This window comes from Arthrobacter sp. TmtSoilC77 (genome assembly GCF_059739415.1).
Genome location: NZ_AP046050.1, coordinates 2302581 through 2325791 on the forward strand (window position 1 = coordinate 2302581; position 23211 = coordinate 2325791).

A 23211-nucleotide genomic window follows, 5' to 3' on the forward strand; every position below is an offset into this window, starting at 1 on the left:
TCTCTCTGGCCGGGCGGCGTCATCTTCACGAGCGGCCCGACCGTATTGATGTTTCGTTGACAAACTCTCCCACCATCCATACTGTTATTGCAACCGATCTCAGCAACCGATCTCATACAAGGGGGTATTGCGGTTGACTCATGTACGAACAATTATTCTTGGCGCCTCCCATTGGCACGTTCCACTCTGCGCGCAGGCTATCGCCGAAGAACACGACGTGGTTGGAGTAAGCGACGAAGATGTCTCTCGTGTGCAGGTAAAGGAACTGGCCGCTCGCTGGGAGACAGACGCTGAAGCCGATTGGCAAAAGCTGGTTGATCTTCCCGACGTGGGACTCGCTTACGTCTTTGGTCCCCACGAGGGGATGGCGGAAAAGTGCATGGCCCTGATCGAGCGGGGTATTCCGTTCGTCGTGGAAAAGCCGGTGGGCACTTCCCTCGGGGAGCTTGCCACCGTGCGCCAGGCCGCCGAAGCAGCAGGTGTGCCAGCCACTGTGCCCTTGGTTCAGCGCGGCGGACCCACAGAGAAATGGCTTGCCAAGGCGGGTAGGCCCAGTTATCAGCGAGCCTCATTCATTGCCGGGCCGCCATCCCGGTATCTGGAGAACTCCAATCCTTGGATGCTCGATCCGGTCAAGGCCGGGGGAGGCTGCCTCGCGAACCTGGGTCCACATTTTGTTGACCTGTTCCTCCGAGGTTGCGATGAGCCGGCAGCGGACGTGGATTCCCGGCTCTCTTCGGTTCTCCACGGCCAGGCTGTTGAGGATCATGCCAGCCTCATCATCACGACGCCGGAGGGACGTGAAGCCATCGTGGAAGTTGGCTACGCATTCCCTGGCTCGCCATTGAAGCGGTATTGCAGCTTTACCTCAGTGGGCGAGGCCGGATTCGCCTCCCTTAATTCCGATGGCACAGCTACTTTCACGGCACTGGACGGAACTACGGAAATCGACGAAATCAATGTCGACAGCGACCCGCTCTACGACCCGTTTGTGCGGAACGTCGCCCGGACGCTGGAAGATGGATTCCGGGGCCTGCCGACGCTGGCCCAGCTCGAAAATGTCATGCGCCCCATTTGGCAGGCCTATGGCAACCAGCACGGAGGAAGAGAACATGCCTGACTTGAGTATCGACGTCGTCGCGAAAGCCGCCGGTGTCCATCGGTCAACCGTCTCCCGGGCGTTCTCTCGCCCAGAGGCGGTGAAGAGCGAAACACGCGAGCATATCCTCCGGGTCGCCGAAGGACTCGGTTACACGATGAGCCCACTCGCCCAGGCGCTTCGACGGAAGACAAGCAACATCATTCCGCTGATCGTCCCCGACATCACCAACCCGTTCTTCGCGGAACTTGCCAAGACGATGACACAGGCAGCCGACGAGCGCGGCTACCAGCTCATGCTCTGCGTCACCAACGGCGACCCAGCCAAGACCGACGGATACTTCACCGCCATGCAGGCGATGTACGCCCCCTTCGGGATTGTGGCACCTTCGACCAAGGTCGATACCGAGGCCCTGAAACGCTTCGACTTCGGCCACAAAGTGGTGGTAATCGACCGTGTGGAAGGGGATTCCTCCGTACCAACCGTCACGGTCGACAGCCGTCAAGGGATCATGCTCGCACTTGACCACCTGCACGGCCTGGGGCATACATCGATCGGATACGTATCCGGCATCGCCGGCACACACACTGCCCAAGACCGGATGGACGCCTACCTTGAACTCACCGCCCAAAGCGGGAGCACGCCCATCGTGCTGGACAGCGGTTCAGACCTTGATGCGGGCACTCGCGGTGCAGAGCACTTCCTGGAGATGGACAATCCGCCAACGGCCATCATCGCAGCCAACGACATGGTGGCCTTCGCCGTGATCTCAGCACTGGGCGGCAGCGGTGTGAAGGTTCCGGAAGACGTCTCGGTTATCGGATTCGATGGCCTTGCTCTTGGTGCCCGGTTTAACCCTGCCCTGACAACCATCCGGCAGCCCATTGCCGACATGGGGCACATTGCCATCGAGCTGGCCGAGAAGCAAAACGTGGATGGGGCGGTTGAGCATATAGTCCTCGAGCCTGAGCTTCTGGTCCGTCGCTCCACCGCTGGACCGCGCAAATGAGCGGGGCGCAGGAACAGACGCTCCGGCGCCTGCCGGGAATACGGCACACAGACCACGTCGGTCTGACGGTTCCGAACCTTGATGAAGGCATTCGCTTCTTTGTCGAAGTCCTCGGCGCCGAGGAGCTGTACCGCTCCGAGCGCGGCCCCGATGAAGAATTCATGACCACCAACTTCGAAGTGCCGGCAGATGCCAAGCTCACGCTTGCCATGCTGCGCTTGCCGCCGAACCTGAACATCGAGCTTTTCGAGTGGAGCAGCGCTGAGCGGCGTGAGACGCCACCGCGTCATTGCGACGCCGGTGGGCACCACTTGTGCTTCGTCGTGGATGACGTCGACGAAGCCATCGCCGTACTGCAGGAAACACCTGGCGTCAGGGTGCTCGGTGAGCGCAAGGAAGTCGCTGGCGACAGCCCACGCGTAGCTGGCAACCGCTGGACCTACTTCGTCACCCCTTGGGGGCTGCTGATGGAAATCGTGGACAGATCCCGCGTCGCAGCCCCGCCCCGGCTGGTCGGTCCTACGGACTGGACGGCAGCTCCAAACACTTCAGAAAGGACATAAACAATGCGGCTAGCGGGTCACACTCTAGGTACGCCGAACCACACCGTTCCCCAAGCACTTGGTCTCTTTCGGGCCGCAGGGCTCGATGCCGCCGAGGTCATCTACCAGGATGACTACAAGTCCGGTTTGCCCCTGGGCGACCGGCGCTCGGCAATGGAGGCGCTGAAAGCAGCCGAAGGCGAAGGCGTACCAATCGTCGGTTTGACGCCTTACACCACCGCTATCAACTCACTCGACGATGCCGAATGGCGCAATGCCGTCGACGAATTCCGTGGTGCCATTGACACCGCACAATTGCTCGGCGCTGACCGCGTCCGTGTCTACGCTGGTTCCTGGCACCCCGGAGACACCGATCACGCGGCCCGCTGGGGACAGCTGCGGAAGGCGCTGGAGACCCTTGCCCCCGTGGCCCAGCAGGCTGGCGTCCGCCTCTGCGTGGAGAACCATTTCGGCACCATGACCCAGACGGCAGCGGACACAGCGGCCCTGGTCCGGGAAATTGCCCAGCCGTCCGTCCGCGTGCTCTACGATCAGGCGAACCTCACCTTCACGCACGACGAAAACTACGAAGAAGCCTTCGCTGTTCAAGGTGACCTGATCGGTCACGTCCACGTGAAAGACCTTGTCTTCACGGATCCCAATGCGGCCTTCCGCGCCACTGAAACGGCCAGGGTCAACGCCTCAGAGCGCGCAGTCCGCTCCCGCGTTGTAGGAAGCGGTGTTGTTCCGTGGGCCCGGATCCTCGTCGCGCTGCTTCAGCACGGCTATGACGACGTGCTGAGCATCGAGCTTGAATACCGTTGGCACCCGCAAGACCTCCCTGCGCCGGAGGATGGATTCCGGGAATCCGTCGCTGTCCTGCGCTCAATGCTCGCTGATTCGGCCAAAGTAAGGAACGCCTGATGAATACCAACCGCCTCCGCGTCGGAGTTATCGGCGCCGGCAACATCGCCACCATTGCCCAGCTACCCACCCTCGTGCAACGCGATGACATTGAGCTGGCTGCCTTGGTTTCCCGGCGTGAGGATCCCAGCAGCCTGGTCCGGCGGTGGGGCTTCAACGATGCCTACAAAACGGTGGAGGACATGCTGGCCGCGCAGGCGCTGGATGCAGTTTTCGTGTTGACCCCACGTTCCGAGCATGCCCATGCCGTCCAGCTTTGCCTCAATCACGACGTGGATGTGTTTTGCGAGAAGCCTTTGGCTCCGGCAACTGATGAAGCGGAACGTCTGGCTGATCTGGCCGACGAGCGGGGACGGATATTGATGGTTGACTTCAACCGCCGGTATGCACCCGTATACACGGCCGGCCGCGAAGTTTTTGGCGACAAAGGTGCTACTTTCTGCGTCGCCCAGAAGAACCGCCCAGGGTCCGAATACCGCGCGACTTTCGAGAACGCCATCCACATGGTCGATCTCCTACGCTGGTACTGCGGAGGCGAACCGGAACACGTGGCCGCCCATGCCGCGGGTGAGGATCCTTGGGAAGAAGACGGACTTGCAGCGACCATCCGCTTCAGCACCGGGAATACCGGCGTCCTGATGGCGGCCCGTACAGCGGGGGCATGGAACGAAAAACTGGACGCCTATGGTGACGGGAAGACGGTCGAAGTCAGGGCACCGGAAACGGTTTCCACCACCATCAACGGCGTCACGACGTCACGGGAACTGAGCGCGGAAGCATACGGCTGGGCTACGGCGACAGACACCCTCGGATTCTCGGCCGCCGTTCACCACTTCCTGGACCGGGTCGCCGACAGGGGCCAGCCGCTTACCTCAGGCCGGGAAGCCGTTCACACCCAACGTCTGCTCGATCAGATCCTTGCAGCCGCCGGCCTGCCGACAGAGGAGCAGACCGGCCGCGAATGGGCAAGCCACGCGGTAAACGCAAGCTGAACCGTTCACCTCTGCCAAAGTTGCACAGGTGTCTGGCGCGGGCGCTTTAGACGCAGTGGCCAGAGCCGACTGTCGGATATAGGGAGGTGCGAACATAGCTCTACTTCGCCTACGAAACATGGGTGCACTGAAAGGCAAGGAAGCGGAGAAGCGGCCGCTTCGGGGGCGTGTCACCGCGCTGGCTGGACTCCTGCTGGTTGCCTTCAGCGCGAGAGAAGCGGTCTCGGCGGTGTCCCCGCTCCTTGGCCAAATAAGTGCGGACCTTCCGTTCGACGCGGTAACCACGGGGATCCTCGGGATGCTGCCGACCGCAGGCTTCGCAATGATGGGATTCTTTGCGCTGCCGCTCGTGCGGCAATTCCAGATGGAACACCTGCTCTTGGTCGCGATCCTGTTGACAACATCAGGTCAGGTGGGCCGTGCACTTGGATGGAACGTCGTGGCATTCTTGGTGTTCACCTGCATCGCCATGCTTGGGATTGGCCTGGTCAATGTCGTGGCTCCGCCTCTACTGATGAAGTATTTTCCCGATCGGATCGGGGTTCTGGCAGCGCTTCACATCAGTCTCCTGGGTGGCAGCACGGCCATGGCCGCCCAATTCGCCATCCCTCTGGGCAATCTATATGGCTGGCGGTTCTCCATAGGTATTTGGGCTGCCTTCAGTGCGCTTGCTGCGATCCCTTGGCTGATTCTTCCGGCGGCCAAACGGAACCTAGCCCGTTCGCGGACCTCACCAGCCGATGATAGGCCGTTGCCCCCTGCGAACGCGATAAAACCATGGAGATCATCAATCGGCTGGGGCACAGCGATGATCTTTGCTGGTTGCTCCAGCAACACCTTTGCGGCGCTGACTTGGCTTCCGGCGGTTCTCGTTGACAGAGGGACGGGCCCGGACGCTGCTGGATCCATGCTGGCGCTCTATTCGATCCTCGCTTTGCCGGTCGCCCTGGTTGCGCCTGTGGTTGTCGTAAGAATGCCACGCCCGCTACCTGTGGCAATCCTCTTTGTCCTCGCATTTGCCGTCGGTTATGCAGGCATAATCTTCGCCCCACCAGCCTCTGCAGCGGTCTGGGTCGTCATTGCGGGCCTGGGCCAAGGCGCTTATGCCTTTGCGTTCACCATGATCAACAAGCGGACACGAACGCAATCCGGCTCGGGAAGTTTATCCGCCTTCGCCCAGGGGACCGGCTACGCCTTCGCAAGCATCGGCCCTTTTCTTTTCGCGCTCCTGCACAGTCCAGGGGACGACTGGCTGCCCTCATTTGGCATGCTCGGTGCCTGGCTCGTGGTGCTTGTGGCAGGGGCAATCATGGTCAACAAGCCACGCATGCTTGATAAAGGCCCTTGACACCCTTACTGCGACACCAAATGTTGGTGTCGCCCATTAATACAACCGATCTCATCGACATTTTGAATGGACTCAAGGGAGAGATTTCATGACTTACACTTTCACCCCAGGCTTGATCTTCGCAGGACCCGCATCATGACGACGGCGGCACAGGCACCGTGCGTCGCTGTGGTGGGAGCGGCCGGCTGGGCCGGATCCCGGCATGCCCGCGCATTCGCCAAAGCCGGTGCAAATGTCACCCACCTTGTGGAGCAGGACGAGCGGGGGTTTGCGCTCGCACAGGAGCTGGGTGCGCACTTGGTGCCCAGCGTCCTGGAGCTGCCTGATCACCTTGACCTGGTCGTCGTCGCGTTGCCAACAACCTTGCAACCGGCCATCTGTGCGGATCTGCTGAACAGGGGATTCCGGGTGCTGACTGAAAAGCCGGTGGCGGCAGATGCAGAAGGTGCTGCACTCATGGCCTCTGCTTCGGGAGTCAATGAACGGCTCATGGTGGGATACACACTCCACCAGCATCCAGGCGTTCCAGCCGTATCGCAGTGGGTCAGCGACAACGACGTTATAGCCATTACTGTTCGTTCGGTTGCCCATAAGCAGAACGTTGACTCATGGCGTGCTGATCCCAAGGAGGGTGGCGTTGCGGTAGTGAACGGCATTCACGCCATAGAACTGGTTTCGTCGTGGTTCAAGGGTGACCCGAAGGTCCTGGCCACCAGCGCCAGCAACAGCCTTTACGGATCTCCGGTGCCGGAACACGTCGTCTCCACGCTCGAATTCCCCTCTGGAGTGGTGTTCACTCTGCAGACTTACTGGTCCCCTTGGCAAGAACCCGAAGGTCTCAACCAGGGCGATTGGAGCCTGACCGTCGATGTCCTTGCCAATGGCGGCCGGATGTTGTGGTCAAACGATTCCCTGCACGTGTGGGACCGGGACGGCGGCCAACAAGAGCAGACCTTCGATCCCTCTGACCTCTTCCTCCGCCAGGCGGAAGCGGCATTGAGGTTCTGTGCGGGTGAAACGCCGGCCGTTTCATTCGCCCAGGCACTCCGTGCCACAGAGATCGCCGACGCAATCCGTGCAGGGGCAGCCCCTGATGCCAGGGCGGTTCATCACGCAGCATCAGCAGAACGCGAAATAGACAAAACGCGAACCAATGGCGACCGGCCGAACCGAGCAATATCGAGTAAGGAAATGAACATGACGCAAGCACCTCACACCCCGACCACAGGAACGCCGCGGATGAGCCGCGCCCAGAGCGGAGGGAACCGATGAGCCTCAAAAACCAGGTGGTCCTGGTAACCGGATCAAGCGGAGGAATCGGCGATGCTGCAGTCAGCGCACTCACAGCCTCAGGTGCCATCGTCATCGGCGCAGACCGTTCCCCGAAAGAGGACCAGTCCCTGGAGGCATTCCATCCCCTCGACATCACCTCTGAACAACAGTGCGCAACGGTTATCCAGGACATACAAGCCAAATATGGCCGTCTTGATGTCCTCGTCCACGCAGCGGGAGTGCTCGGCCCCACACCGGACATCATGGAAACAAGCACCGAAGAGTTCGACTCCATCCTGAGGATCAATACCACCGCGACCTTCACCATGGTCCGGGAGACCGCAAAATCGATGCTTGAGACCGGCACATCCGGCGCCATCGTAGTCCTGTCCTCAGTTGCGGCCAAAGAAGCACGGCTCAACTATCTGCCCTACAACGCGAGCAAGCTCGCGGTCCTGCATATTATGTGGTCTTTCGCAGAATTGCTTGGACCCAACGGCATCTCAGTGAACGCCATTGCACCAGGACCGGTGAACACGCCCATGTGGGCTCAATTCGCCAGGGACTCCGGCCCGGACGCAGCAGCAAACCGGGCCAAGCGGGCAGCGCAGCTACCGATGCGCCGCTTTGCCGAACCCGATGAAGTTGCCCGTGCCATCCTGTTCCTTTCTGATCCCGACAATCGCTACATCACTGGAGTGTCCCTCGACGTGGCAGGCGGAGCACATCTGGGAATAGGAACCTGACCCGCACGCATCCTTGAGCAGATATTTCGATTCAGTCAGGAATTAGAGGAAAAATGCATACAGCAATCCGTCATCATCACACTGCTCTGCACGTTGCAGACTTGGAGCGCAGCGCCCGGTTTTACGTGGAAGGGCTGGGCTTTACCCGTTTGAATGAGTGGACCTCGGGCCCCTACGTCGGCGAGCTGTACGGCCGTCCGAACGTCAAGGTCAAAGCCATGATGCTCACAGCCGGTGATGGGACCTTTCACCTGGAGCTGGTCCAGGTTGAGGATCCTCCGCCTGCCGTTGATCCCTCGGAAGCGCAGCCTGGCACGGCACATCTTGCCTTCACGGATATTGACCTGCGCGAGGTCTACGCCAGAATGACGAAGCTCGGATACAGGGCCTTGTCCGAACCGGTCGCGCCCACGTCCGGACCGGTTGCAGGAGGTCTGCTGATCTACTTACTCGATCCGGATGGGAATCGGGTAGAACTGATTCAGCCGCCCGACTGGCGCTCGAGCGAAAATTCATAAGCGAATTGGCGGGCAGGGTGCACCCTGCCCGCCAATGTTGCATTTACCGTGGCACCACGCCCGCCTGAGGACCAAACCTCGGCGAATAGGCTACCCCTTGACACCACCTGAGGTCATGCCGGCAACGAACCAGCGCTGGAATGCGAGGAAGATTGAGAGTACGGGGATGAAAGCCACGACGATGAATGCGGCGAAGAGTCCCCAGAAGCTACCGAAGCCGGTGGTTATGTATCGCACTATGCCGTTCTGGACGGTCTTCATGTCTTCTGTGGTGGCGAGGACGGTGCCCACAAGGAAGTCGTTCCAAACGAAGACAAAGATGAAGATTGCCACAGCAGCGATACCGGGCCGGATGAGCGGGAGGATGATGCGCCACAAAATCTGCATTCGGGAGCATCCGTCGATTGCCGCCGCTTCCTCGATTTCGACGGGTATGTTCTCGATGAAATTTCGCAGGAACAGGATGGTTTGTCCACAGATGATTGCCGTGTAGACGATGATCAGCATCGGGTAGGTGTTGATCAAGGCGGTCTTGACGAACATGGAGTACAGCGCGATGAAAACCACGATCGCCGGGACCATGGACAGGACCAGAATCCCGGTCATCAGTGTTTCCATGCGGCGGCTCCGGTACCGCGTTGCCACGTACGCTGCCGGGATGCAAATTGCCAGGGCAAGGACGATAGAGCCGACCGCATAGATGAGGGAGTTTGCGAAAAAGCGCATGTTGGTCGACGTCAGCAGGCCGATATAGCCCTCGGCAGAGAATGGGGCCGGTATCCACCTTGGAGGAAATTCCAGGGTGCTCGAGGCGGTCTTGAGCGAAGTGGACAGGATCCATGCGACCGGAGGAAGGACCACCGCGGCTGAGAGAATGACGTACGCCCAGGACGGGACCGCACGAATGACATTGCCCAGGCGTCGCTGGCGGCGCGGGGTTGTGATGCTCACAGGCTTTCCTTCCGTCGGAAGCGAATGGCGACGAGAGTCAGGACGATGTTGACGGCGAAAAGAAGGATTGCCGTTGCTGATGCTCCGGAGAGATCAAACTTGTCGAACATCTGGTTGTAGACACGCATGGACAGCGTCTCTGTAGACCCGATGGGGCCTCCTCTTGTGGTGACCAAAATGATGGTGACCATCTGCACATAGAGCATGAGAAGAACGACGACGACGGAGACGATGGTGTTGCGCAGGTAGGGCAGAGTGATATTCACGAACTGGTGCCAGATACCGCCGCCGTCTACCCTCAGGCTTTCGCGAAGCTCTTCAGGAATCGTTTGAAGGGCGCCCAGGAAGAGGAGCATGGCCTGGGGATAGGACCACCAGGCTGTCATCAGAGTTACTGCAACAAGCGCACTGCCGGGTGATGAGAACACATCAGTAGGTCCGAATCCGAGGGATTTGGTGATAGCGGAAGCGGGACCGTAATTGGGATTGAGGAACCAGAGCCAGATTGTTCCTGCAGTGGCCTGTGACATCAGCCAAGGCAGCAGGAAGAGGCTCCGGACGGAGCGCTTGAAGCGGTGAAGATTGTTGAGCACGATCGCAGACAGAAGCCCGGCCGGCAAGGCGATAACCAGGGCGCCGAGCGAGAATACCAAGGTTGTCCAGATGCGGCTCGGGAGTTCGGAGTCTGAGAACAGTCGGACAAACGAATTCAGACCCGAGAATTTCCCTATCTGGTAATAAGTCGTCTCGTGGAGGGCCGTCCACGCTGTGTAGATGAGCGGCCCCACAAAAACAAAGAGGAAAACGGCGCTGACGGGGACGACGTAGAGCCATACCATTCGATCCCTACGGACCCGGCGGATAGCATCGACGCCTGAAGGGGAAGCCACAGTCTGGCGTGAGGTGCGGGTTGGGCTTTTTGTTGACATTATCTGTGTTCCTTCCGAGGGGAGCCTGATTTGGTCAGGCTCCCCTGATATCGGGCGGCTACTTCTTGTTGGCCGCGTCCTGCGCGGAACGGATAAAGTCGTTGCCTGACGTACCGTTGAGGGTCAGTTTCTGCCCGGCTTGGGACAGACCAGTGGCAAGTGCGGTCCAGGTGTTGGAATAGGTGCGTGGCTCACTGTTGGTCTTGACGTAGGCTGCGATGTCATTGACGGTCTTTGCCTCAGGCGTGGAGAAGAACGGTTGCTGGTAGGTGGCTGCCCGGGTGGGCACCTCACCGCCGGTTGCCATGAGGGCACCGGCTTCCGGCCCGGTCATGTACTCGATAAATTTCCAGGCGGCGTCGGTGTTCTTGCTGCCATTGCCTATGCCCAACGTCCAGCCAATGGTGGTACCTGTCGTATCGCCGGTACTCGCTTTAGGCAAGGCCGTCCACTTAAGGTCCTTGTTCTGCGAGCCGAAGGAAACTGCTCGTTCCGTGCCCAGAACTGCCATGGCGACCGTGCCGCTCGCCATGCCGTCAGCTACTGTGCCGTACGTGTCTGAAACGACGTTGCTACCCAAAGCCTTTGCGTCCCTGAGCTTGGCAAGGAAGTTACCAAACTCGTTGCCTTTGGCTGTTGCGAAATCCGCTTTCCCATCCTTGTTCCAGATTTCCTGGTCAACCTGTGTCATGAAGCAGTTGAAGAAGGTGCTGATGATTGCCGAGTTGTCGGTGTCCGAGAAGCCGGTCCCGAAGCCGGTGAATCCTGCAGCAGCAGCTTTCCGGGCAACGTCGACAACCTGGTCGTACGTGGTGGGAACGGTCGCGCCTATCTGGTCAAGGATCTTTTGGTTGTAGTAGAGGGCGCAGGTTCGGTATTCATAGGGCACGGCAACCGGCTTGCCGTCAGGGCCGGCAAGAGTGTCGGTCGGACGCAGCCAGTCAGTCACCTTGGAAGCAGCCTCAGGCAGCGGTGCGTAGACGCCGGCAGACGCCATCTGGGGCACTACGGGAGTGAACATCTTGAAGACGTCAGGAGCCTGACCTGCTGCCGCCGCTTGCGGCAGTCTGTTCAACATGTCGCCAAGCGAAACCACAGAGAGGTTGATCTTGATATCGGGGTTTGCCGCCTCAAACTTGGCAATGTTTTCCTTGAGTGCCTTCGAGCGCGGATTCGCCTGGCTGGGATCGAGGAAGTCCCAGTAATTGAGCGTCACGGGACCTTTGGGTTCCGAAGCCGAGGGGGAGCAGCCACTGAGGGCGAGGCCGGCCACGACAGCTGTGACGAGCGCCAAGCCCCATCGCTTTTTGATCATGAATTTCTCCTGTGAACTGGGTTGCATATGCGGGAGCATGCCGTGCTCAATCGATGCCTACCAAACGTGGGCCACCGACGATCGGGAGGAGCCAGTTGATCATCGAGTCTCTCCTTTGAGATCGGTTGCATTTTTACGAAATTAGCAGTGAGATCGGTTGCTGAGATCGGTTGCAATAAACTTAGGGCCGATGGGGGGCTCTGTCAAGGGAACCTTTGGTGCGGATTTTGGAAGTGCCTTGCTCTCGATCGGCGGCCCGTGCGGCCACCGCCACACTGGTCGAACTCAACCAACATCCAGATTAAGGCTCCTCAGCCAGGGCCCGGGGATCCGGCTCCGCCGGTGCGGGCGATACCTTTCTACCCCCTGTTGTACGGAGCAGAGCGCGCAAGGCCTGGATCGTGTCGGCCTCGGCGGCGGTCTTGTCGTCACGGTAGCGCTTGACGCGTGCGAATCGAAGGGCGATTCCACCCGGATAGCGGGGAGAGTGTTGGACGCCGTCGATGGCGATCTCGACCACGGTGACCGGCTCGATCCATACGGTGCCCGCAGTACGCCGCACCTCCAACTCCTGGAACTTTTCAGTCTGCCACTTCAGCAGCGCGTCGGTGATGCCCTTGAAAGTCTTGCCCACCATCACGTAATCGCCGGGTTCGCCGAACTCCCCAACAGGGTCCAGGGCTCCGAGGTGCAGGTTCGACAGCAGCCCGGCGCGTCGTCCTGACCCCCATTCGCAGGCGAGCACCACCAGGTCGTAGGTGAGCACCGGCTTTACCTTGATCCAGTTCGAACCCCGCCGCCCGGCGGCGTAGGACGAGCCCAGCGCCTTCACGACCACACCCTCATGGCCGGCTTCCAGGGCATCGCGCGAAACGCTCTCGGCAACAGCTGCATCCGCAGTTATTTTCCCTGGGATGCGGTGAAAGGGGACGATCCGCTCGAGCACGCCGATTCGCGTTGCCAGCGGCTCGTCGAGAAGGTCGCGCCCGTCGACGTGCAGCACGTCGAAAAACCACGGATGCAGCAGTGTGGTGCGCGCCGCGTTTGCCCCGAACCGGGACATGGTCTCCTGGAATGGTCTGGGCCCGCCGTCCTCGTCGAGTGCCAGTGTCTCGCCGTCGAGGATCACATCGCGCACCGGCAGTCCGCGCACCACCTCCACCACCTCAGGCAACCGATGGGTCACTTCGGCCAGGGTGCGGGTGAAGATATGCACGTCGTCGCCGGCACGGTGCACCTGGATGCGTGCGCCGTCGAGTTTGTATTCCACGGACGCTTCCCCCGTCGTCTCCAGGGCCTCGCTGGCACTGGCCGCGGTTGCGGCGAGCATGGGCTGGACAGGACGCCCGACGACGAGGCCGACTGCGTCAAGCTCGGCGGCGGTGCCTGTGATCGCCAGCAGGGCAGTCCCGCCGAGATCGCCGGAGAGCATCGCTGCGCGCCGTACGGCCTCGACCGGGCGATCGGCGGCACGGGCAACGGCATCCGTTAATACGCCCTCAAGCGCACCGGTACGAAGCTCCCCGAGCAGCACGCCGGCGATGAAGGTCTGCTCTCGTTCTGTGGCTTCCGCTATCAGGGTCCGAAGGATGGCGGCGCGTTCTACGGTCGACCCAGCGCCTGCGGCCGCCAGCAGCCGGTCCAAGGCAGCGTCGAGGTGGGCGATGGTGAGAGTCGGCTCAGCAGCGGGCTTGCCCTTGGCCGCCCTCATGCCGCTCCAGCCGATCCCGACCCGCCCTTGGCGAGGCTTGGCCGTGAGCAAGCCGACCGCCGTCGGGATGTCCGCGGGGTCGAGGCGCAGCAGCAGGCCTACCAGTTCGTTGATCTTGGCGACCCGGGAGCGGGTGGCCGCGACGGCTTCCGAGGTCCTCACGAGCTCATCGAGCAGCATGGCACCAGTCTGTCACGGCCGCCGTCCATGAACAGCGATTAATCCCTGTCCAGAAGCGGCGCGGGCGAATGCCCGGTCCCCGGCCAATTTGCCGGGCAACCCCTGACTTGTGGAGCAATGCCTTGTATTCTCATGGCACCACACCGAACCACGGCACCACCCCCGAACCACTTGAGACTTTCGGCAAGGAGAAATCATGCCCAGCGACAACGAAGCACAGGTTCTGTCCCAGTGGAGCCAGGAACTGGCAAGGGCGCTGCACATCCTGGACCTTGAGGTTGACCAGGAACTTGTCCTCGATCTGGCCAGGAAATCTGCAGACTCCGTGATCCATGCAGCAGCGCCGGTGACGGCTTTCATGGTCGGTTACGCTGCCGGGCTTGAAGCCGGGAAAGGAAGCCGGGGATCGGACGTTTTACCTGCCGTGGCAACTAGCAAGGCGGCAGACATCGCCTTCAGGCTCTGTTCTGACCGGGCGGAAGGAAGGGGCTGGGAGCCCACAAATCAGTCGTAAGGCCGAGAACCCCTGACGGTAAGACTTGGCACAGGGGAGTACCGGACGACTCAGCCCGCGAAGCCGGTAGCCGGTAGCCGACTCTAGAACAGCGGCCAGGGGACCGCCGGCATTCCACTGACCGGGGCCGGAAATCGTCCCGTCAGCCGGAGCCGAGCGCAGCGCGCGATGAGCGATGCGATTTCTTCGGAAGTGAGCAGGTCCGCCAGATTCCGGCCCAGCTCGCGCTTTAGTCCTTCGGTGACGCGATCGATCCCGTCGAGTTCCTCCGCTGTCAGGGCCTCTCCCAGCCATCCCCATAGCACGGTACGCAGTTTAGGTTCGCTGTGAAAGGTGAGTCCGTGGTCCACACCGTGCCGGTGTCCGTCCGTCATGGCAAGTATGTGGTTTCCTTTGCGGTCAGCGTTGTTGACCACGACGTCGAACACCGCCATACGTCTCAGCGCCGGCGAGTCTTCGTGGACGAGGGCCACCATCCGACCATTTTCATCTTGTCCCTCGAGAACGTGTTTCCAACCTGACTCTGGCAGGTGGTCCGCTGCAATCAGGTCCACCGCGCTTTGGGCGGGGTGTTGCTCCTGCCAGAGCTGCACCATCCCTTCGCCCAGAGGACCGTCACGCAGCCAGGTGTGCGGCACGACGTTCCAGCCGAGGACCTGCGAGACCAGGTACGCGGCCACCTCCCGGTGGGCGAGGGTGCCGTCGGGAAAGTCCCATAGGGGGCTCTCGCCCGCTATTGGCTTATAGACGACCGGCACGTCGCCGATGCTGCCGAGGAATGTGGCGTTTGAGGCCGCCGTGATGCGCCCTGAAAGCGTCAGCTCGGCGGTCATCAGGTCCAGCGCCGGCATTAGACCTCGGGCAAGGTGCAGTCGTGCCCGTCCGCATCCATGGGGTACCCGCAGCGGGGGCATATCGGCCGACCGGCGTCCACAATCTCACGTGTGCGCTTGGCGAATGCGCGGGCGGTCCCAACCGGCATTCGCACCAGCATCATTTCGGTTTCGTTAGAGCCGTCCTCAACAAGCGGTTCGTCCTCGTCGTCAGCATCAACGTCGATGAGGGGGTATGCCTCGACGACGATCTGGGCTGTGGTTGGGTCCCAATCCAAGGTCATGGCGCCGGTGCGGAACTGCTCCACAGGAGGTTCGATCGGGTCATTGTCGACGAGTTCAATGGGTGTACCCGTAGGGACGCTGAAGGGGTTGCCGTCGACGGTGAGGAGTTGATCGAGCAGTTCGTCGATCTTCTCCGCGAGCAGGGCCGACTGCTGCTTCTCAAGGGCAATACTCACGATCTGCGCCCCGGTCCGCACTTGCAGGTAGAACGTGCGCGCTCCGGGAAGGCCAATGGTGCCAATGACAACCCGATCAGGCCAGGCAAACTCGTGAACGCGTGTAGGCATGCCAGTAGTTTAGGCACATGACCTTCACGTCGTCTTCTGTCCTGCGCCGCCGCCCACCGGTGCATCGCCCGAGCGGATGCCGTTCGACAGCCACGACAGGTCACCAGCTTCGGTATTGGTCGCATGGACGCTGGGGCGACTCGCGCTGTAATGCACGATTGATACGGAACCGGGGCTGACGTTAATACGCTGGAACAGGTCAAGGTGCATGCCCAGCGCGTCCGCAAGGATTGACTTGATGACGTCACCGTGACTCACGGCCACCCACACGGCCCCTGGCCCGTTCCGGGCTTCGAAGGCAGCATCGTGGCGTCGAACTGCTGCCACGGACCTGGCCTGCATCGCGGCCATGGATTCACCGCCGGGAAAGACGACGGCGGACGGTTGCGACTGCACCATAGGCCACAAATCCTCGGTGGCCAGGTCATCGAGCTTGCGGCCCTGCCACTGACCGTAATCGCACTCGGTGAGATCGGGATCCACTACTGCCTGCGGCGAGCCGGCCTGGCGATCGATGATGAGCCGGGCGGTCTGCCGGCAACGCTCAAGAGGGCTCGATACCACCCCGGCGACGGGCACAGCAGCGAGCCGGTCACCGGCCAGGGCTGCTTGATCGCAGCCCAGTTGGTCCAGGCTGATGCCGTCGGCCCTACCCGCCAACAGTCCACTGGCGTTGGCTGTGGTGCGGCCATGCCGCACGAGAATTAGTGTTGCCATCCACCCAGCCTAGCCACCCTCCGCTGGTGGTGTGGACCATGCCGGGTCGCATCATTCCTGGCTCGGTAAGGAAGAGAATCCTGCGATGAACAAACAGGCTTCGGATAGGCCGAAGAGGCCTTCCCGAGCGGGACACACAGCGGTACAAAAGAGTTGAGGAGGGCATATTCGCCCTCCAACCATGGTCGACAAGGAGGTCGTGGTGTCCAATCAAAATGGTGCGGGTCCGGATCAGGGCCCCTTCCCCGCAGTTCCGCCGGGCGGACAGCCAACCCGCGAGACGCCAACCCGAGGACCGGCGAGGCCCCTACCCTACGTGGTGGCAGGCGTACTGTTGGTCACCGCGATCGTGCTCCCACTCATGCCGCAGCTGTACTCTTTCGACGCGCCACGCCTGGGCGGTATGCCCTTCTTCTACTGGTACCAGCTGCTCTGGGTGCCCATCTCCGCAGGGCTCAGCGGGATAGCCTACTGGCTGGTCAGTACGGAGGATCGACGACGGCGGACAGCGGCCCGCGCCGGGAACCGAAACGGAGGGGACAGGCCATGAACGGACGCGAGATCAACTGGATCGCCCTCATCATCGTCATCGTGCTGTTCGTCATTGTTGCTGTTATGGGCTTCCTTGCCGCTCGGTGGCGCAAGTCGGACGAGGGGCTCCACAGCCTCGATGAATGGGGGCTGGGCGGCCGCGGCTTCGGAACGTGGATCACTTGGTTCCTGCTGGGCGGCGACCTCTACACGGCCTACACCTTCGTGGCCGTGCCTGCAGCGATGTGGGCCACGGGCGCGGTGACCGGCTTCTTCGCCGTGCCGTATACGATCGTCCTCTACCCGATCATCTTCATCATCATGAGCCGGCTGTGGTCCGTGTCCCACAGGCACGGCTACGTCACTTCCGCGGATTTCGTTGGTGGCCGGTACGGGAGCCGGTGGCTGTCGCTCGCCGTCGCCATCACCGGCATTGTGGCGACGATGCCTTACATCGCCCTCCAGCTTGTGGGCATCAAGGCAGTCCTCACGGTTCTCGGCCTCGGCAGCTCCGAGAACGTGCTGCTAACGGACCTGCCGCTCATCCTCGCATTCGTCGTGCTCGCCGCCTACACCTACACCTCAGGTTTGCGGGCGCCGGCCATGATCGCCGTCGTCAAGGACCTGCTCATCTACCTCTCCGTCATCGTGGCGGTCATCTACCTTCCGATCAAGTTCGGCGGTTGGGACACGATTTTCGGTGCGGCGGAAACCAAGCTGGGCACAGTGAACCAGGCAACGGGCAAGCCGGCCGGGGTGTTCATCCCAGGCGGCGCCAACTACTCCGCATATTGGACCCTGGCGCTCGGCTCAGCCCTGGCCCTCTTCATGTACCCGCACTCCGTGACTGGCGTCCTCGCGTCAAAAGGCCGCAACACGATCCGACGCAACGCAGCCATCCTGCCGCTTTACTCGCTCATGCTCGGGTTCCTCGCCCTGCTGGGTTACGTGGCCATCAAAGCCGGTACCAAGCCGACTGACCTCGATGGATCGGTCAATCCCCAACTCGTGGTCCCGCAGTTGTTCCTGGACCACTTCCCGGCGTGGTTCGCCGGAGTTGCCCTCGCGGCCATTGCCATCGGTGCCCTGGTGCCGGCGGCCATCATGTCCATTGCCGCGGCGAACCTGTTCACGCGCAACGTCTACCGGGACTTCATCCGGCCCGACGTCGACCCCAAGACAGAGGCGAGCGTCTCCAAGATCGTCTCGCTGGTGGTCAAGGTTGGCGCGCTCATCTTCGTCGTCGCCATGGACCAGACCACGGCGATCAACTTGCAGCTGCTGGGCGGCATCTGGATCCTCCAGACGTTCCCGGCCGTTGTAGCCGGTCTATACACGCGATGGTTTGACCGCTGGGCGCTGCTTGCCGGATGGGCGGTAGGCATAGCCTTCGGTACCGTCTCGGCCTACAACGTCGTCAACCCGGTGACCCACGCGCATTTTGGTGGATCCGTCGCCCCCATCCCGGGAACCGACTTCACCGTGTATATCGCCGTTACGGCCTTCGCCCTCAACCTGATCGTCGCCGCTGTCCTCACCTTGGTGCTGCGCGCGCTGAAGGTGCCGGCAGGGGCGGACAAGACCCGGCCATCGGATTATGGCGCCGATGAAACCGATCCGAAGATTGCCGAGATCGAGCGGACGCATCGCTTCGTGGAGCCGGGAGACGCGCCGCCGGTGCCGTGAGGCTGAGCAAAGCGCCTGCCTGGGCCGCAGCCCGGGATGGCCCGAGGTGCGGTGGCATGGTGACCACCGCAACTCCGGGAAGGTTCAGCGCTTGACGGCGTCCAGCTTGAGCATCTTGGCGATGACGCCGTCCAGCTCGGAGTCGTCGAAGATCTTCTTCCAGTCGTCCTTGATGATGGTGTCCTTGCCGTATTGGATGGCGATTTCGCAGGCTTCGGAGAAGGGGTTGGAGCCGCGCAGGGCGTTGGTGAGTGCGATCTGGACGTGGCCGAACAGCATGGCCTTGGCGGCTTCCTCGGGAACCCCGGCTGTGTGGACGGTCTCGTGCAGTGCTTCGTTGAGCAGGGTGCCGATCATGCAGGCCACGGTTTCCACCAGGGTGGGTTCCAGGATGGCGAGCTGCTTGACGGTGACCCAGTGAACGTCAATCACGGGTGCGTAAATGGTGCGGATGACCGCTTCGGCTACGTCGCGGGTGGTGCTGGGGGCGTCGTCGTCGATGGCTGCTACGACATTCTGCGGGGCCCCCTGGCCGCCGAAGGTATCGGCCCATTCTTCCTTGGTGGTGCGCTCCAGGAACACTGACGGGTGGCACGGGTGGGCAACAGCCTGGACAACGTCGTCGCGCTTGGCCAGCAGTCCTGCGTACGCGGCGGCCGGGTCAAGGGTCAGAAGGATCGCGCCGGCCTTCATCTGCGGGACGACGCCCTCGGAGACAATGCCAAGGACGGTGTCCGGGACGGCGAGGATGACGACGTCGGCGGACTTGACGGCGTCGTCAGTTGCCGTGATCTCGCGGCCTTCGGCGCGGACGCGTTCCTGGCCGGCCGGGGAGTTCTCGCTGTAAAAGACGGTGTGGCTGGACTTCTGGAGGTTGCGGGAAACGCGCATCCCCATTTTGCCACCGGCTCCGATAACCGCGACGGTCAATTGTTCTGCTGACATTTCACTTGCTCCTTAGGAAATCGAGGCTTTGTTGGGTCCACTGGTTTTCGAGGCGGATGGTTTCCGCTTCGGTGTCCTGCCATGGCAGCCAGTGTTCGACGATCTGGTTGATGTTTCTTTCTTTGGGCTGGATCTTTTCGACCATGTAGTCGTAGTCGAGAAGGCCCTCGCCCAGGGGTGCGCCCGAGTACGTGAACCCGACCCATCCCTGTTTGCGGCTGAACGCAAAGTCTTTGATGTGCATATTCAGGACGTAAGGCCCGACGGCGTCAATCACCTGCCGCGGCATCTCCAGCGCCGCCACGGTATTGGCGGGGTCGCTGCAAATGCCGAGATACGGGCTGTTGACGCGGCGGACGACGTCCAGGATCCGTTCAGTGGGGACCTGTTCATAGGTCTCGACGGCGATCTTCACCCCGGCTGCCTCAAACTCGGGCAGCACCTCGGTAAAGATCGCCACGGCTTCCTCGTTGTCCGGGGTATGGCCGGGAACGTTGAACATGGTCCGCAAAAGGTCCGAGCCCAGCACCTGGGCGATATGCAGGAACCTTCGCAGGTGTTCCGCGCGGATGCCCTTCGTCCCCACTTCCAGGGTGATTCCCAGTTCGTCTGCCGTGTGGCGGACGGCGGCGAGGTCGGCGTCGTCCATGTCCTCCAGCGGCGCGTAATCGCAGATCTGGAAGAGATCCACATCCAGGTCCGCGGCCTTCCGCAGGGCGTCGTGAATGCTCAGCGGTTCACTGACCTGGTCCGAGAGCTGCCAGAAGAACGCGTAGCTGCTGAGTCCAATCCTGCTCATGCCGCCACCGCCTTATCCGCGGCGAGCCGCGCCGCTGTCTCGTCCAGGATGGTCTTCAGCGCTTGCGGATCGTGCGCGAAGCGGCCCAGGAACAAGCCCGCGACGGCGGTGTCAAGTTCCGTGATCAGGCCCGGTCCGGCGCTGCCGCCGTAGATGACCCGGCTGTTTTCCTGGCCCGGCAGCAAGCGGAGGTGCTCGTCCAGGCCACGAACCACGGCGCTGATGTAGTCCGGTGTTGCAGGTTCCGGTGCTCCGATGGCCCACTGCGGTTCGTAGGCCACGATGGTCCTGTTTGTGGGTCCAAGGGTTGCGGCACGGTTGAGCGCGGCGTCGATCTCTGCCATGCAGTGGGCAACGGCTTCCTCGGGGGAGCCGGCGTTCAGTTCGCCCACGCAGAGCACGGGCGTGAGGCCATTGCGGTAGGCAGCTGCAGTCTTCAGGCCGATCACGCGATCGTCCTCGCCGAAGATCCTGCGGCGTTCCGCGTGTCCAACCTCGACGTACCTGCCACCGAGCTCCGCAACCGTCTTGCCGCCGACCTCCCCGGTGTACGCGCCTTCGTCTTCCCAGAAGATGTCCTGCGCTCCCGTTCCAACGTTGGCTTGCCCCAGGATCCGGGCCGCTTCGGGCAGGACCGGCAGGGTGGGCAGCACGAATACTTCGATGTCGCGGCTCACCACGGCCGGGTGCTTGAAAGCGATGGTGGCGACATCGCGGCAGTAGTCCACGGAGCGCTGGTAGCCGAAGTACATCTTCAGGCTCACGCCGATGACCGCCATGGATTTCACCCCGGAGTTGTTAGCAGGAAGTGACACCCTCGTAGTCCTTAATCAGTGTGACCTTCTCGGCCGAGGCAGAGGTTTCGTCGAAGGTGTACGTGAGCCATTCCTTGGCGAGGCGGCGGGCGAGTTCCAGCCCAACCACGCGCTGTCCGAAGGTGAGGACCTGTGCGTTGTTCGAAAGGACGGAGCGTTCCACGGAGAAGGAATCGTGGGCGGTGACGGCGCGGATGCCGGGAACCTTGTTCGCTGCGATCGCGACGCCGAGGCCGGTGCCGCAGACCAGGAGCGCGCGGTCGGCCTTGCCGGCGGCGATCAGTTCAGCCGCTGCGATGGCCACGGACGGGTACGGAGTGTGGCTTGACGCGTCGACGCCGACGTCGGTCACGGATTCCACCAAACCGTTGGCTTCCAAGTCGGCTTTGAGGGCCTCTTTGTACTCGAATCCGGCGTCGTCCGATCCTATGACCAGGCGCAGTTTGGTGCTCATGCTGTTTCCTTTACTGAGATCTTCCCGGCGGTGTTCCCGGCGAGGGTGTTGTGGATGGCCCGGACGATCAAAGCCATGGAGACGGCTCCGGCGTCGGGCGTTCCAAGGCTCTTTTCCGCGTGCGGGCGGGCGCGGCCCATGAGGGGCAGCAGGTTTGCGGTCGCCTCGGCCGACTGCTCGGCGATGGTGGCGGCGATGCCCCACGCCTCGGTGAGGGACTGGCCGTGGTGGACACCCTCGCTGAGTGAGTCGCGGAACGGGACCAGGACGTCAACCATGGTTTTGTCGCCCACCTTGGCCTTGCCGAAGTTCATGATCGCGGCTGCGGCGTCGGCCACACCGGTGGCGACAGCACCGGCGTCGGGCGCGTTGACATCACCCAAGGCGTCACCAACCGCCCGCAAGGCCATGCCCCAGAGGGCGCCGGAGGTGCCACCGGCTTTGTCTGCCCAGGCATCGGCGGCCAGGTTCAGGACGGTTCCGGCGCCGGCACCGCGTTCGACGGCGTCTGCCGCGGCTTCCACGGCGGCCCGGACTCCGCGTTCCATGCCGATGCCGTGGTCGCCGTCGCCGGCGATCGCATCGATCCTTCCCAGTTCGTCCACGCTTGAGTCAATGACTGCCTTCGCGGCACCAAGTGCCGCAAGGACACGGACTGCTGCATCACGGGAGACCACGGAGGCAACTGGGATGGAACGCTCCGTCACGTCGTTGCCGGCGGCGAGTTGTGCGGCGTCGAGCGGTGTTGCTGTGACCGCACCACGGCGGAAAGCCGGGGCATCGGCGGGCGCGAGCCACAACGCCTCCAGCTCCGCGTCCAGCCAGAACAACGTCAGGGAGGTGCCGGCCATGTCGAAGCTGGTGACGAGCTCGCCCACGTGTGGGTCCACTGCCTCGATTCCTGCTTCGGCGAGCAGCTGGGCCACGCGGCGGTAGACCACGAACAGTTCCTCGTACTTGACGCTGCCCAAGCCATTGAGGATCGGGACCACGCGTGCTCCGCGGACGGTGAGGCCGTCCGGGACTTCCGCCAGGAGGTCCTTGACCAGCAGTTCGGCGAGTTGGTCCGCGGTCGGGACGTCAGTTTCGGCAATACCGGGTTCGCCATGGATGCCCATTCCCACGGCCATACGCCCTTCGGGAACTGTGAAGAGCGGGTGGTCCGCGCCCGGCAACGTGCAGCCGGTGAACGCGACACCGAAGGAACGGGTGCGGTCGTTGGCCCGTTCGGCAATCTCCACCACGGCATCCATGGAGTAGCCCACTTCGGCGGCCGCTGCCGCCACTTTGAAGACCGTGAGGTCGCCGGCGATGCCCCGGCGCTTGTGCCGTTCGGCCAAGGGCGCGCTGGAAATGTCATCGGTGACGGCGATGCTCCTGCAGTCGATGCCCTCGGCGCGGAGCTTGTCCTGGGCCTGGGTGAAGTGCAGGACATCGCCGGCGTAGTTGCCGTAGCCGAGCAGGATGCCGCCGCCGTTGTCCGCGGCTTTGGCTACGTTGTAGACCTGCTGGGCGGAAGGGGACGCGAAGAGGTTGCCCATCGCTGCACCGTGGGCCATGCCCTGGCCGACCAAGCCAGCGAAAGCCGGGTAGTGACCGGAGCCGCCCCCGATCACCAAGGACACAGAGCCCGGGATACTGCGGGTGCTTCTGGCGACGCCACCGGCGACACGCCGGACCCAGCGGCCGTGCGATGCGACGAAGCCTTCGATCATTTCGTCAGCGAAAGCTGAGGGCTCGTTGAAGAGGCGGGTCATGGGGTATCTCCTGGGCTGTACTAAAGGTGTGAGGTGTGGTGGTTGTGCCCTC

At 62.1% G+C, this 23211-nt stretch carries 24 protein-coding genes; 12 read left to right on the plus strand and 12 right to left on the minus strand.

Annotated elements, in window-relative coordinates; translation table 11 throughout:
- Positions 1–133 precede the first annotated feature (133 nt).
- The 9 genes from AC6I99_RS10590 (at position 134) to AC6I99_RS10630 (ending at position 8450) form a co-directional block, all read left to right on the plus strand.
- Positions 134–1120 (plus strand): Gfo/Idh/MocA family protein, encoded by a 987-nt coding sequence (locus AC6I99_RS10590; protein ID WP_497960967.1) that lies wholly within the window; start codon positions 134–136, stop codon positions 1118–1120.
- Positions 1113–2108 carry a LacI family DNA-binding transcriptional regulator gene (locus AC6I99_RS10595; protein WP_309926465.1) on the plus strand — a complete coding sequence of 332 codons (996 nt, stop codon included), beginning with the start codon at positions 1113–1115 and terminating at the stop codon, positions 2106–2108. The genes AC6I99_RS10590 and AC6I99_RS10595 overlap by 8 nt, the downstream gene beginning before the upstream one ends.
- A complete protein-coding gene (locus tag AC6I99_RS10600; protein WP_497945180.1) occupies positions 2105–2671 on the plus strand; it encodes a VOC family protein in 567 nt (188 codons plus the stop codon). Before AC6I99_RS10595 ends, AC6I99_RS10600 begins: the two co-directional genes overlap by 4 nt.
- A gap of 3 nt (positions 2672–2674) precedes the next feature.
- Entirely contained in the window at positions 2675–3574 is a 900-nt protein-coding gene (locus AC6I99_RS10605; protein WP_224167399.1) for a sugar phosphate isomerase/epimerase family protein, read from the plus strand.
- Positions 3574–4566: a Gfo/Idh/MocA family protein gene (locus AC6I99_RS10610; protein ID WP_309926462.1), complete on the plus strand. Its 993-nt coding sequence runs from the start codon at positions 3574–3576 to the stop codon at positions 4564–4566. Before AC6I99_RS10605 ends, AC6I99_RS10610 begins: the two co-directional genes overlap by 1 nt.
- 118 nt (positions 4567–4684) lie before the next feature.
- A complete protein-coding gene (locus tag AC6I99_RS10615; protein WP_497945179.1) occupies positions 4685–5914 on the plus strand; it encodes an MFS transporter in 1230 nt (409 codons plus the stop codon).
- 135 nt (positions 5915–6049) lie between these two features.
- Positions 6050–7186: a Gfo/Idh/MocA family protein gene (locus tag AC6I99_RS10620; protein ID WP_497945178.1), complete on the plus strand. Its 1137-nt coding sequence runs from the start codon at positions 6050–6052 to the stop codon at positions 7184–7186.
- Complete coding sequence (locus AC6I99_RS10625) at positions 7183–7932, plus strand: SDR family NAD(P)-dependent oxidoreductase (protein ID WP_224090049.1); 750 nt, start codon at positions 7183–7185, stop codon at positions 7930–7932. Before AC6I99_RS10620 ends, AC6I99_RS10625 begins: the two co-directional genes overlap by 4 nt.
- Before the next feature lie 53 nt (positions 7933–7985).
- Positions 7986–8450 (plus strand): VOC family protein, encoded by a 465-nt coding sequence (locus tag AC6I99_RS10630; protein ID WP_497945177.1) that lies wholly within the window; start codon positions 7986–7988, stop codon positions 8448–8450.
- A gap of 90 nt (positions 8451–8540) precedes the next feature.
- On the opposite strand, the gene AC6I99_RS10635 is transcribed toward AC6I99_RS10630, so the two are convergent.
- The 4 genes from AC6I99_RS10635 to AC6I99_RS10650 form a co-directional block, all read right to left on the minus strand.
- The gene (locus AC6I99_RS10635; protein ID WP_224167404.1) at positions 8541–9401 is read right to left on the minus strand and encodes a carbohydrate ABC transporter permease; all 861 of its coding nucleotides are present in this window, start codon (positions 9399–9401) and stop codon (positions 8541–8543) included.
- Positions 9398–10330 carry a carbohydrate ABC transporter permease gene (locus tag AC6I99_RS10640; protein WP_224090056.1) on the minus strand — a complete coding sequence of 311 codons (933 nt, stop codon included), beginning with the start codon at positions 10328–10330 and terminating at the stop codon, positions 9398–9400. Before AC6I99_RS10640 ends, AC6I99_RS10635 begins: the two co-directional genes overlap by 4 nt.
- A 58-nt stretch (positions 10331–10388) precedes the next feature.
- Positions 10389–11645, minus strand: a complete 1257-nt coding sequence (locus AC6I99_RS10645; RefSeq protein ID WP_309926442.1) for an ABC transporter substrate-binding protein — start codon at positions 11643–11645, stop codon at positions 10389–10391.
- Between the two features lie 301 nt (positions 11646–11946).
- Positions 11947–13536 (minus strand): ATP-dependent DNA ligase, encoded by a 1590-nt coding sequence (locus tag AC6I99_RS10650; RefSeq protein WP_497960968.1) that lies wholly within the window; start codon positions 13534–13536, stop codon positions 11947–11949.
- A 196-nt stretch (positions 13537–13732) separates the two neighbouring features.
- Here AC6I99_RS10650 and AC6I99_RS10655 point away from each other — a divergent pair, with 196 nt between their 5' ends.
- Positions 13733–14050: a DUF6457 domain-containing protein gene (locus AC6I99_RS10655; protein WP_224090058.1), complete on the plus strand. Its 318-nt coding sequence runs from the start codon at positions 13733–13735 to the stop codon at positions 14048–14050.
- 83 nt (positions 14051–14133) lie between these two features.
- Here the strand turns inward: AC6I99_RS10655 and AC6I99_RS10660 are convergent, their stop codons facing one another.
- Genes AC6I99_RS10660 through AC6I99_RS10670 form a run of 3 tightly spaced genes read right to left on the minus strand, consistent with a single transcriptional unit; the run spans position 14134 to position 16172 of the window.
- A complete protein-coding gene (locus AC6I99_RS10660) occupies positions 14134–14901 on the minus strand; it encodes an SCO1664 family protein (RefSeq protein WP_224090059.1) in 768 nt (255 codons plus the stop codon).
- The gene (locus tag AC6I99_RS10665; protein WP_224090060.1) at positions 14901–15455 is read right to left on the minus strand and encodes a DUF3090 domain-containing protein; all 555 of its coding nucleotides are present in this window, start codon (positions 15453–15455) and stop codon (positions 14901–14903) included. Before AC6I99_RS10665 ends, AC6I99_RS10660 begins: the two co-directional genes overlap by 1 nt.
- 24 nt (positions 15456–15479) lie before the next feature.
- Positions 15480–16172, minus strand: coding sequence for a histidine phosphatase family protein (locus AC6I99_RS10670; RefSeq protein WP_224090061.1), 693 nt, complete (start codon positions 16170–16172; stop codon positions 15480–15482).
- Between the two features lie 202 nt (positions 16173–16374).
- Between AC6I99_RS10670 and AC6I99_RS10675 the strand changes: the two genes are divergently transcribed.
- A complete protein-coding gene (locus tag AC6I99_RS10675) occupies positions 16375–16722 on the plus strand; it encodes a DUF3311 domain-containing protein (RefSeq protein ID WP_224090062.1) in 348 nt (115 codons plus the stop codon).
- A complete protein-coding gene (gene mctP / locus AC6I99_RS10680) occupies positions 16719–18389 on the plus strand; it encodes a monocarboxylate uptake permease MctP (RefSeq protein WP_497945176.1) in 1671 nt (556 codons plus the stop codon). Before AC6I99_RS10675 ends, mctP begins: the two co-directional genes overlap by 4 nt.
- An 84-nt stretch (positions 18390–18473) precedes the next feature.
- Here the strand turns inward: mctP and AC6I99_RS10685 are convergent, their stop codons facing one another.
- Genes AC6I99_RS10685 through AC6I99_RS10705 form a run of 5 tightly spaced genes read right to left on the minus strand, consistent with a single transcriptional unit; the run spans position 18474 to position 23159 of the window.
- Positions 18474–19334: a phosphogluconate dehydrogenase C-terminal domain-containing protein gene (locus AC6I99_RS10685; RefSeq protein ID WP_309926398.1), complete on the minus strand. Its 861-nt coding sequence runs from the start codon at positions 19332–19334 to the stop codon at positions 18474–18476.
- 1 nt (position 19335) lies between these two features.
- On the minus strand, positions 19336–20133 hold the full coding sequence (locus AC6I99_RS10690) for a sugar phosphate isomerase/epimerase family protein (RefSeq protein WP_224164273.1): 798 nt from the start codon (positions 20131–20133) through the stop codon (positions 19336–19338).
- The gene (locus AC6I99_RS10695) at positions 20130–20948 is read right to left on the minus strand and encodes a triose-phosphate isomerase family protein (RefSeq protein WP_497960969.1); all 819 of its coding nucleotides are present in this window, start codon (positions 20946–20948) and stop codon (positions 20130–20132) included. The genes AC6I99_RS10690 and AC6I99_RS10695 overlap by 4 nt, the downstream gene beginning before the upstream one ends.
- On the minus strand, positions 20932–21402 hold the full coding sequence (locus tag AC6I99_RS10700) for a ribose-5-phosphate isomerase (protein WP_224090067.1): 471 nt from the start codon (positions 21400–21402) through the stop codon (positions 20932–20934). Before AC6I99_RS10700 ends, AC6I99_RS10695 begins: the two co-directional genes overlap by 17 nt.
- A complete protein-coding gene (locus tag AC6I99_RS10705; RefSeq protein ID WP_497945174.1) occupies positions 21399–23159 on the minus strand; it encodes a dihydroxyacetone kinase family protein in 1761 nt (586 codons plus the stop codon). Before AC6I99_RS10705 ends, AC6I99_RS10700 begins: the two co-directional genes overlap by 4 nt.
- Between the last annotated feature and the right edge of the window lie 52 nt (positions 23160–23211).

Excerpts from the sequence above, each read along its gene's own strand:
- AC6I99_RS10595 (WP_309926465.1), top strand. The coding sequence starts at position 1,113 with ATGCCTGACTTGAGTATCGACGTCGTCGCGAAAGCCGCCGGTGTCCAT.
- AC6I99_RS10600 (WP_497945180.1), top strand. The coding sequence starts at position 2,105 with ATGAGCGGGGCGCAGGAACAGACGCTCCGGCGCCTGCCGGGAATACGG.
- AC6I99_RS10605 (WP_224167399.1), top strand. The coding sequence starts at position 2,675 with ATGCGGCTAGCGGGTCACACTCTAGGTACGCCGAACCACACCGTTCCC.
- AC6I99_RS10610 (WP_309926462.1), top strand. The coding sequence starts at position 3,574 with ATGAATACCAACCGCCTCCGCGTCGGAGTTATCGGCGCCGGCAACATC.
- AC6I99_RS10615 (WP_497945179.1), top strand. The coding sequence starts at position 4,685 with ATGGGTGCACTGAAAGGCAAGGAAGCGGAGAAGCGGCCGCTTCGGGGG.
- AC6I99_RS10620 (WP_497945178.1), top strand. The coding sequence starts at position 6,050 with ATGACGACGGCGGCACAGGCACCGTGCGTCGCTGTGGTGGGAGCGGCC.
- AC6I99_RS10625 (WP_224090049.1), top strand. The coding sequence starts at position 7,183 with ATGAGCCTCAAAAACCAGGTGGTCCTGGTAACCGGATCAAGCGGAGGA.
- AC6I99_RS10630 (WP_497945177.1), top strand. The coding sequence starts at position 7,986 with ATGCATACAGCAATCCGTCATCATCACACTGCTCTGCACGTTGCAGAC.
- AC6I99_RS10640 (WP_224090056.1), bottom strand. The coding sequence starts at position 10,330 with ATGTCAACAAAAAGCCCAACCCGCACCTCACGCCAGACTGTGGCTTCC.
- AC6I99_RS10645 (WP_309926442.1), bottom strand. The coding sequence starts at position 11,645 with ATGATCAAAAAGCGATGGGGCTTGGCGCTCGTCACAGCTGTCGTGGCC.
- AC6I99_RS10650 (WP_497960968.1), bottom strand. The coding sequence starts at position 13,536 with ATGCTGCTCGATGAGCTCGTGAGGACCTCGGAAGCCGTCGCGGCCACC.
- AC6I99_RS10655 (WP_224090058.1), top strand. The coding sequence starts at position 13,733 with ATGCCCAGCGACAACGAAGCACAGGTTCTGTCCCAGTGGAGCCAGGAA.
- AC6I99_RS10660 (WP_224090059.1), bottom strand. The coding sequence starts at position 14,901 with ATGCCGGCGCTGGACCTGATGACCGCCGAGCTGACGCTTTCAGGGCGC.
- AC6I99_RS10665 (WP_224090060.1), bottom strand. The coding sequence starts at position 15,455 with ATGCCTACACGCGTTCACGAGTTTGCCTGGCCTGATCGGGTTGTCATT.
- AC6I99_RS10670 (WP_224090061.1), bottom strand. The coding sequence starts at position 16,172 with ATGGCAACACTAATTCTCGTGCGGCATGGCCGCACCACAGCCAACGCC.
- mctP (WP_497945176.1), top strand. The coding sequence starts at position 16,719 with ATGAACGGACGCGAGATCAACTGGATCGCCCTCATCATCGTCATCGTG.
- AC6I99_RS10685 (WP_309926398.1), bottom strand. The coding sequence starts at position 19,334 with ATGTCAGCAGAACAATTGACCGTCGCGGTTATCGGAGCCGGTGGCAAA.
- AC6I99_RS10690 (WP_224164273.1), bottom strand. The coding sequence starts at position 20,133 with ATGAGCAGGATTGGACTCAGCAGCTACGCGTTCTTCTGGCAGCTCTCG.
- AC6I99_RS10700 (WP_224090067.1), bottom strand. The coding sequence starts at position 21,402 with ATGAGCACCAAACTGCGCCTGGTCATAGGATCGGACGACGCCGGATTC.
- AC6I99_RS10705 (WP_497945174.1), bottom strand. The coding sequence starts at position 23,159 with ATGACCCGCCTCTTCAACGAGCCCTCAGCTTTCGCTGACGAAATGATC.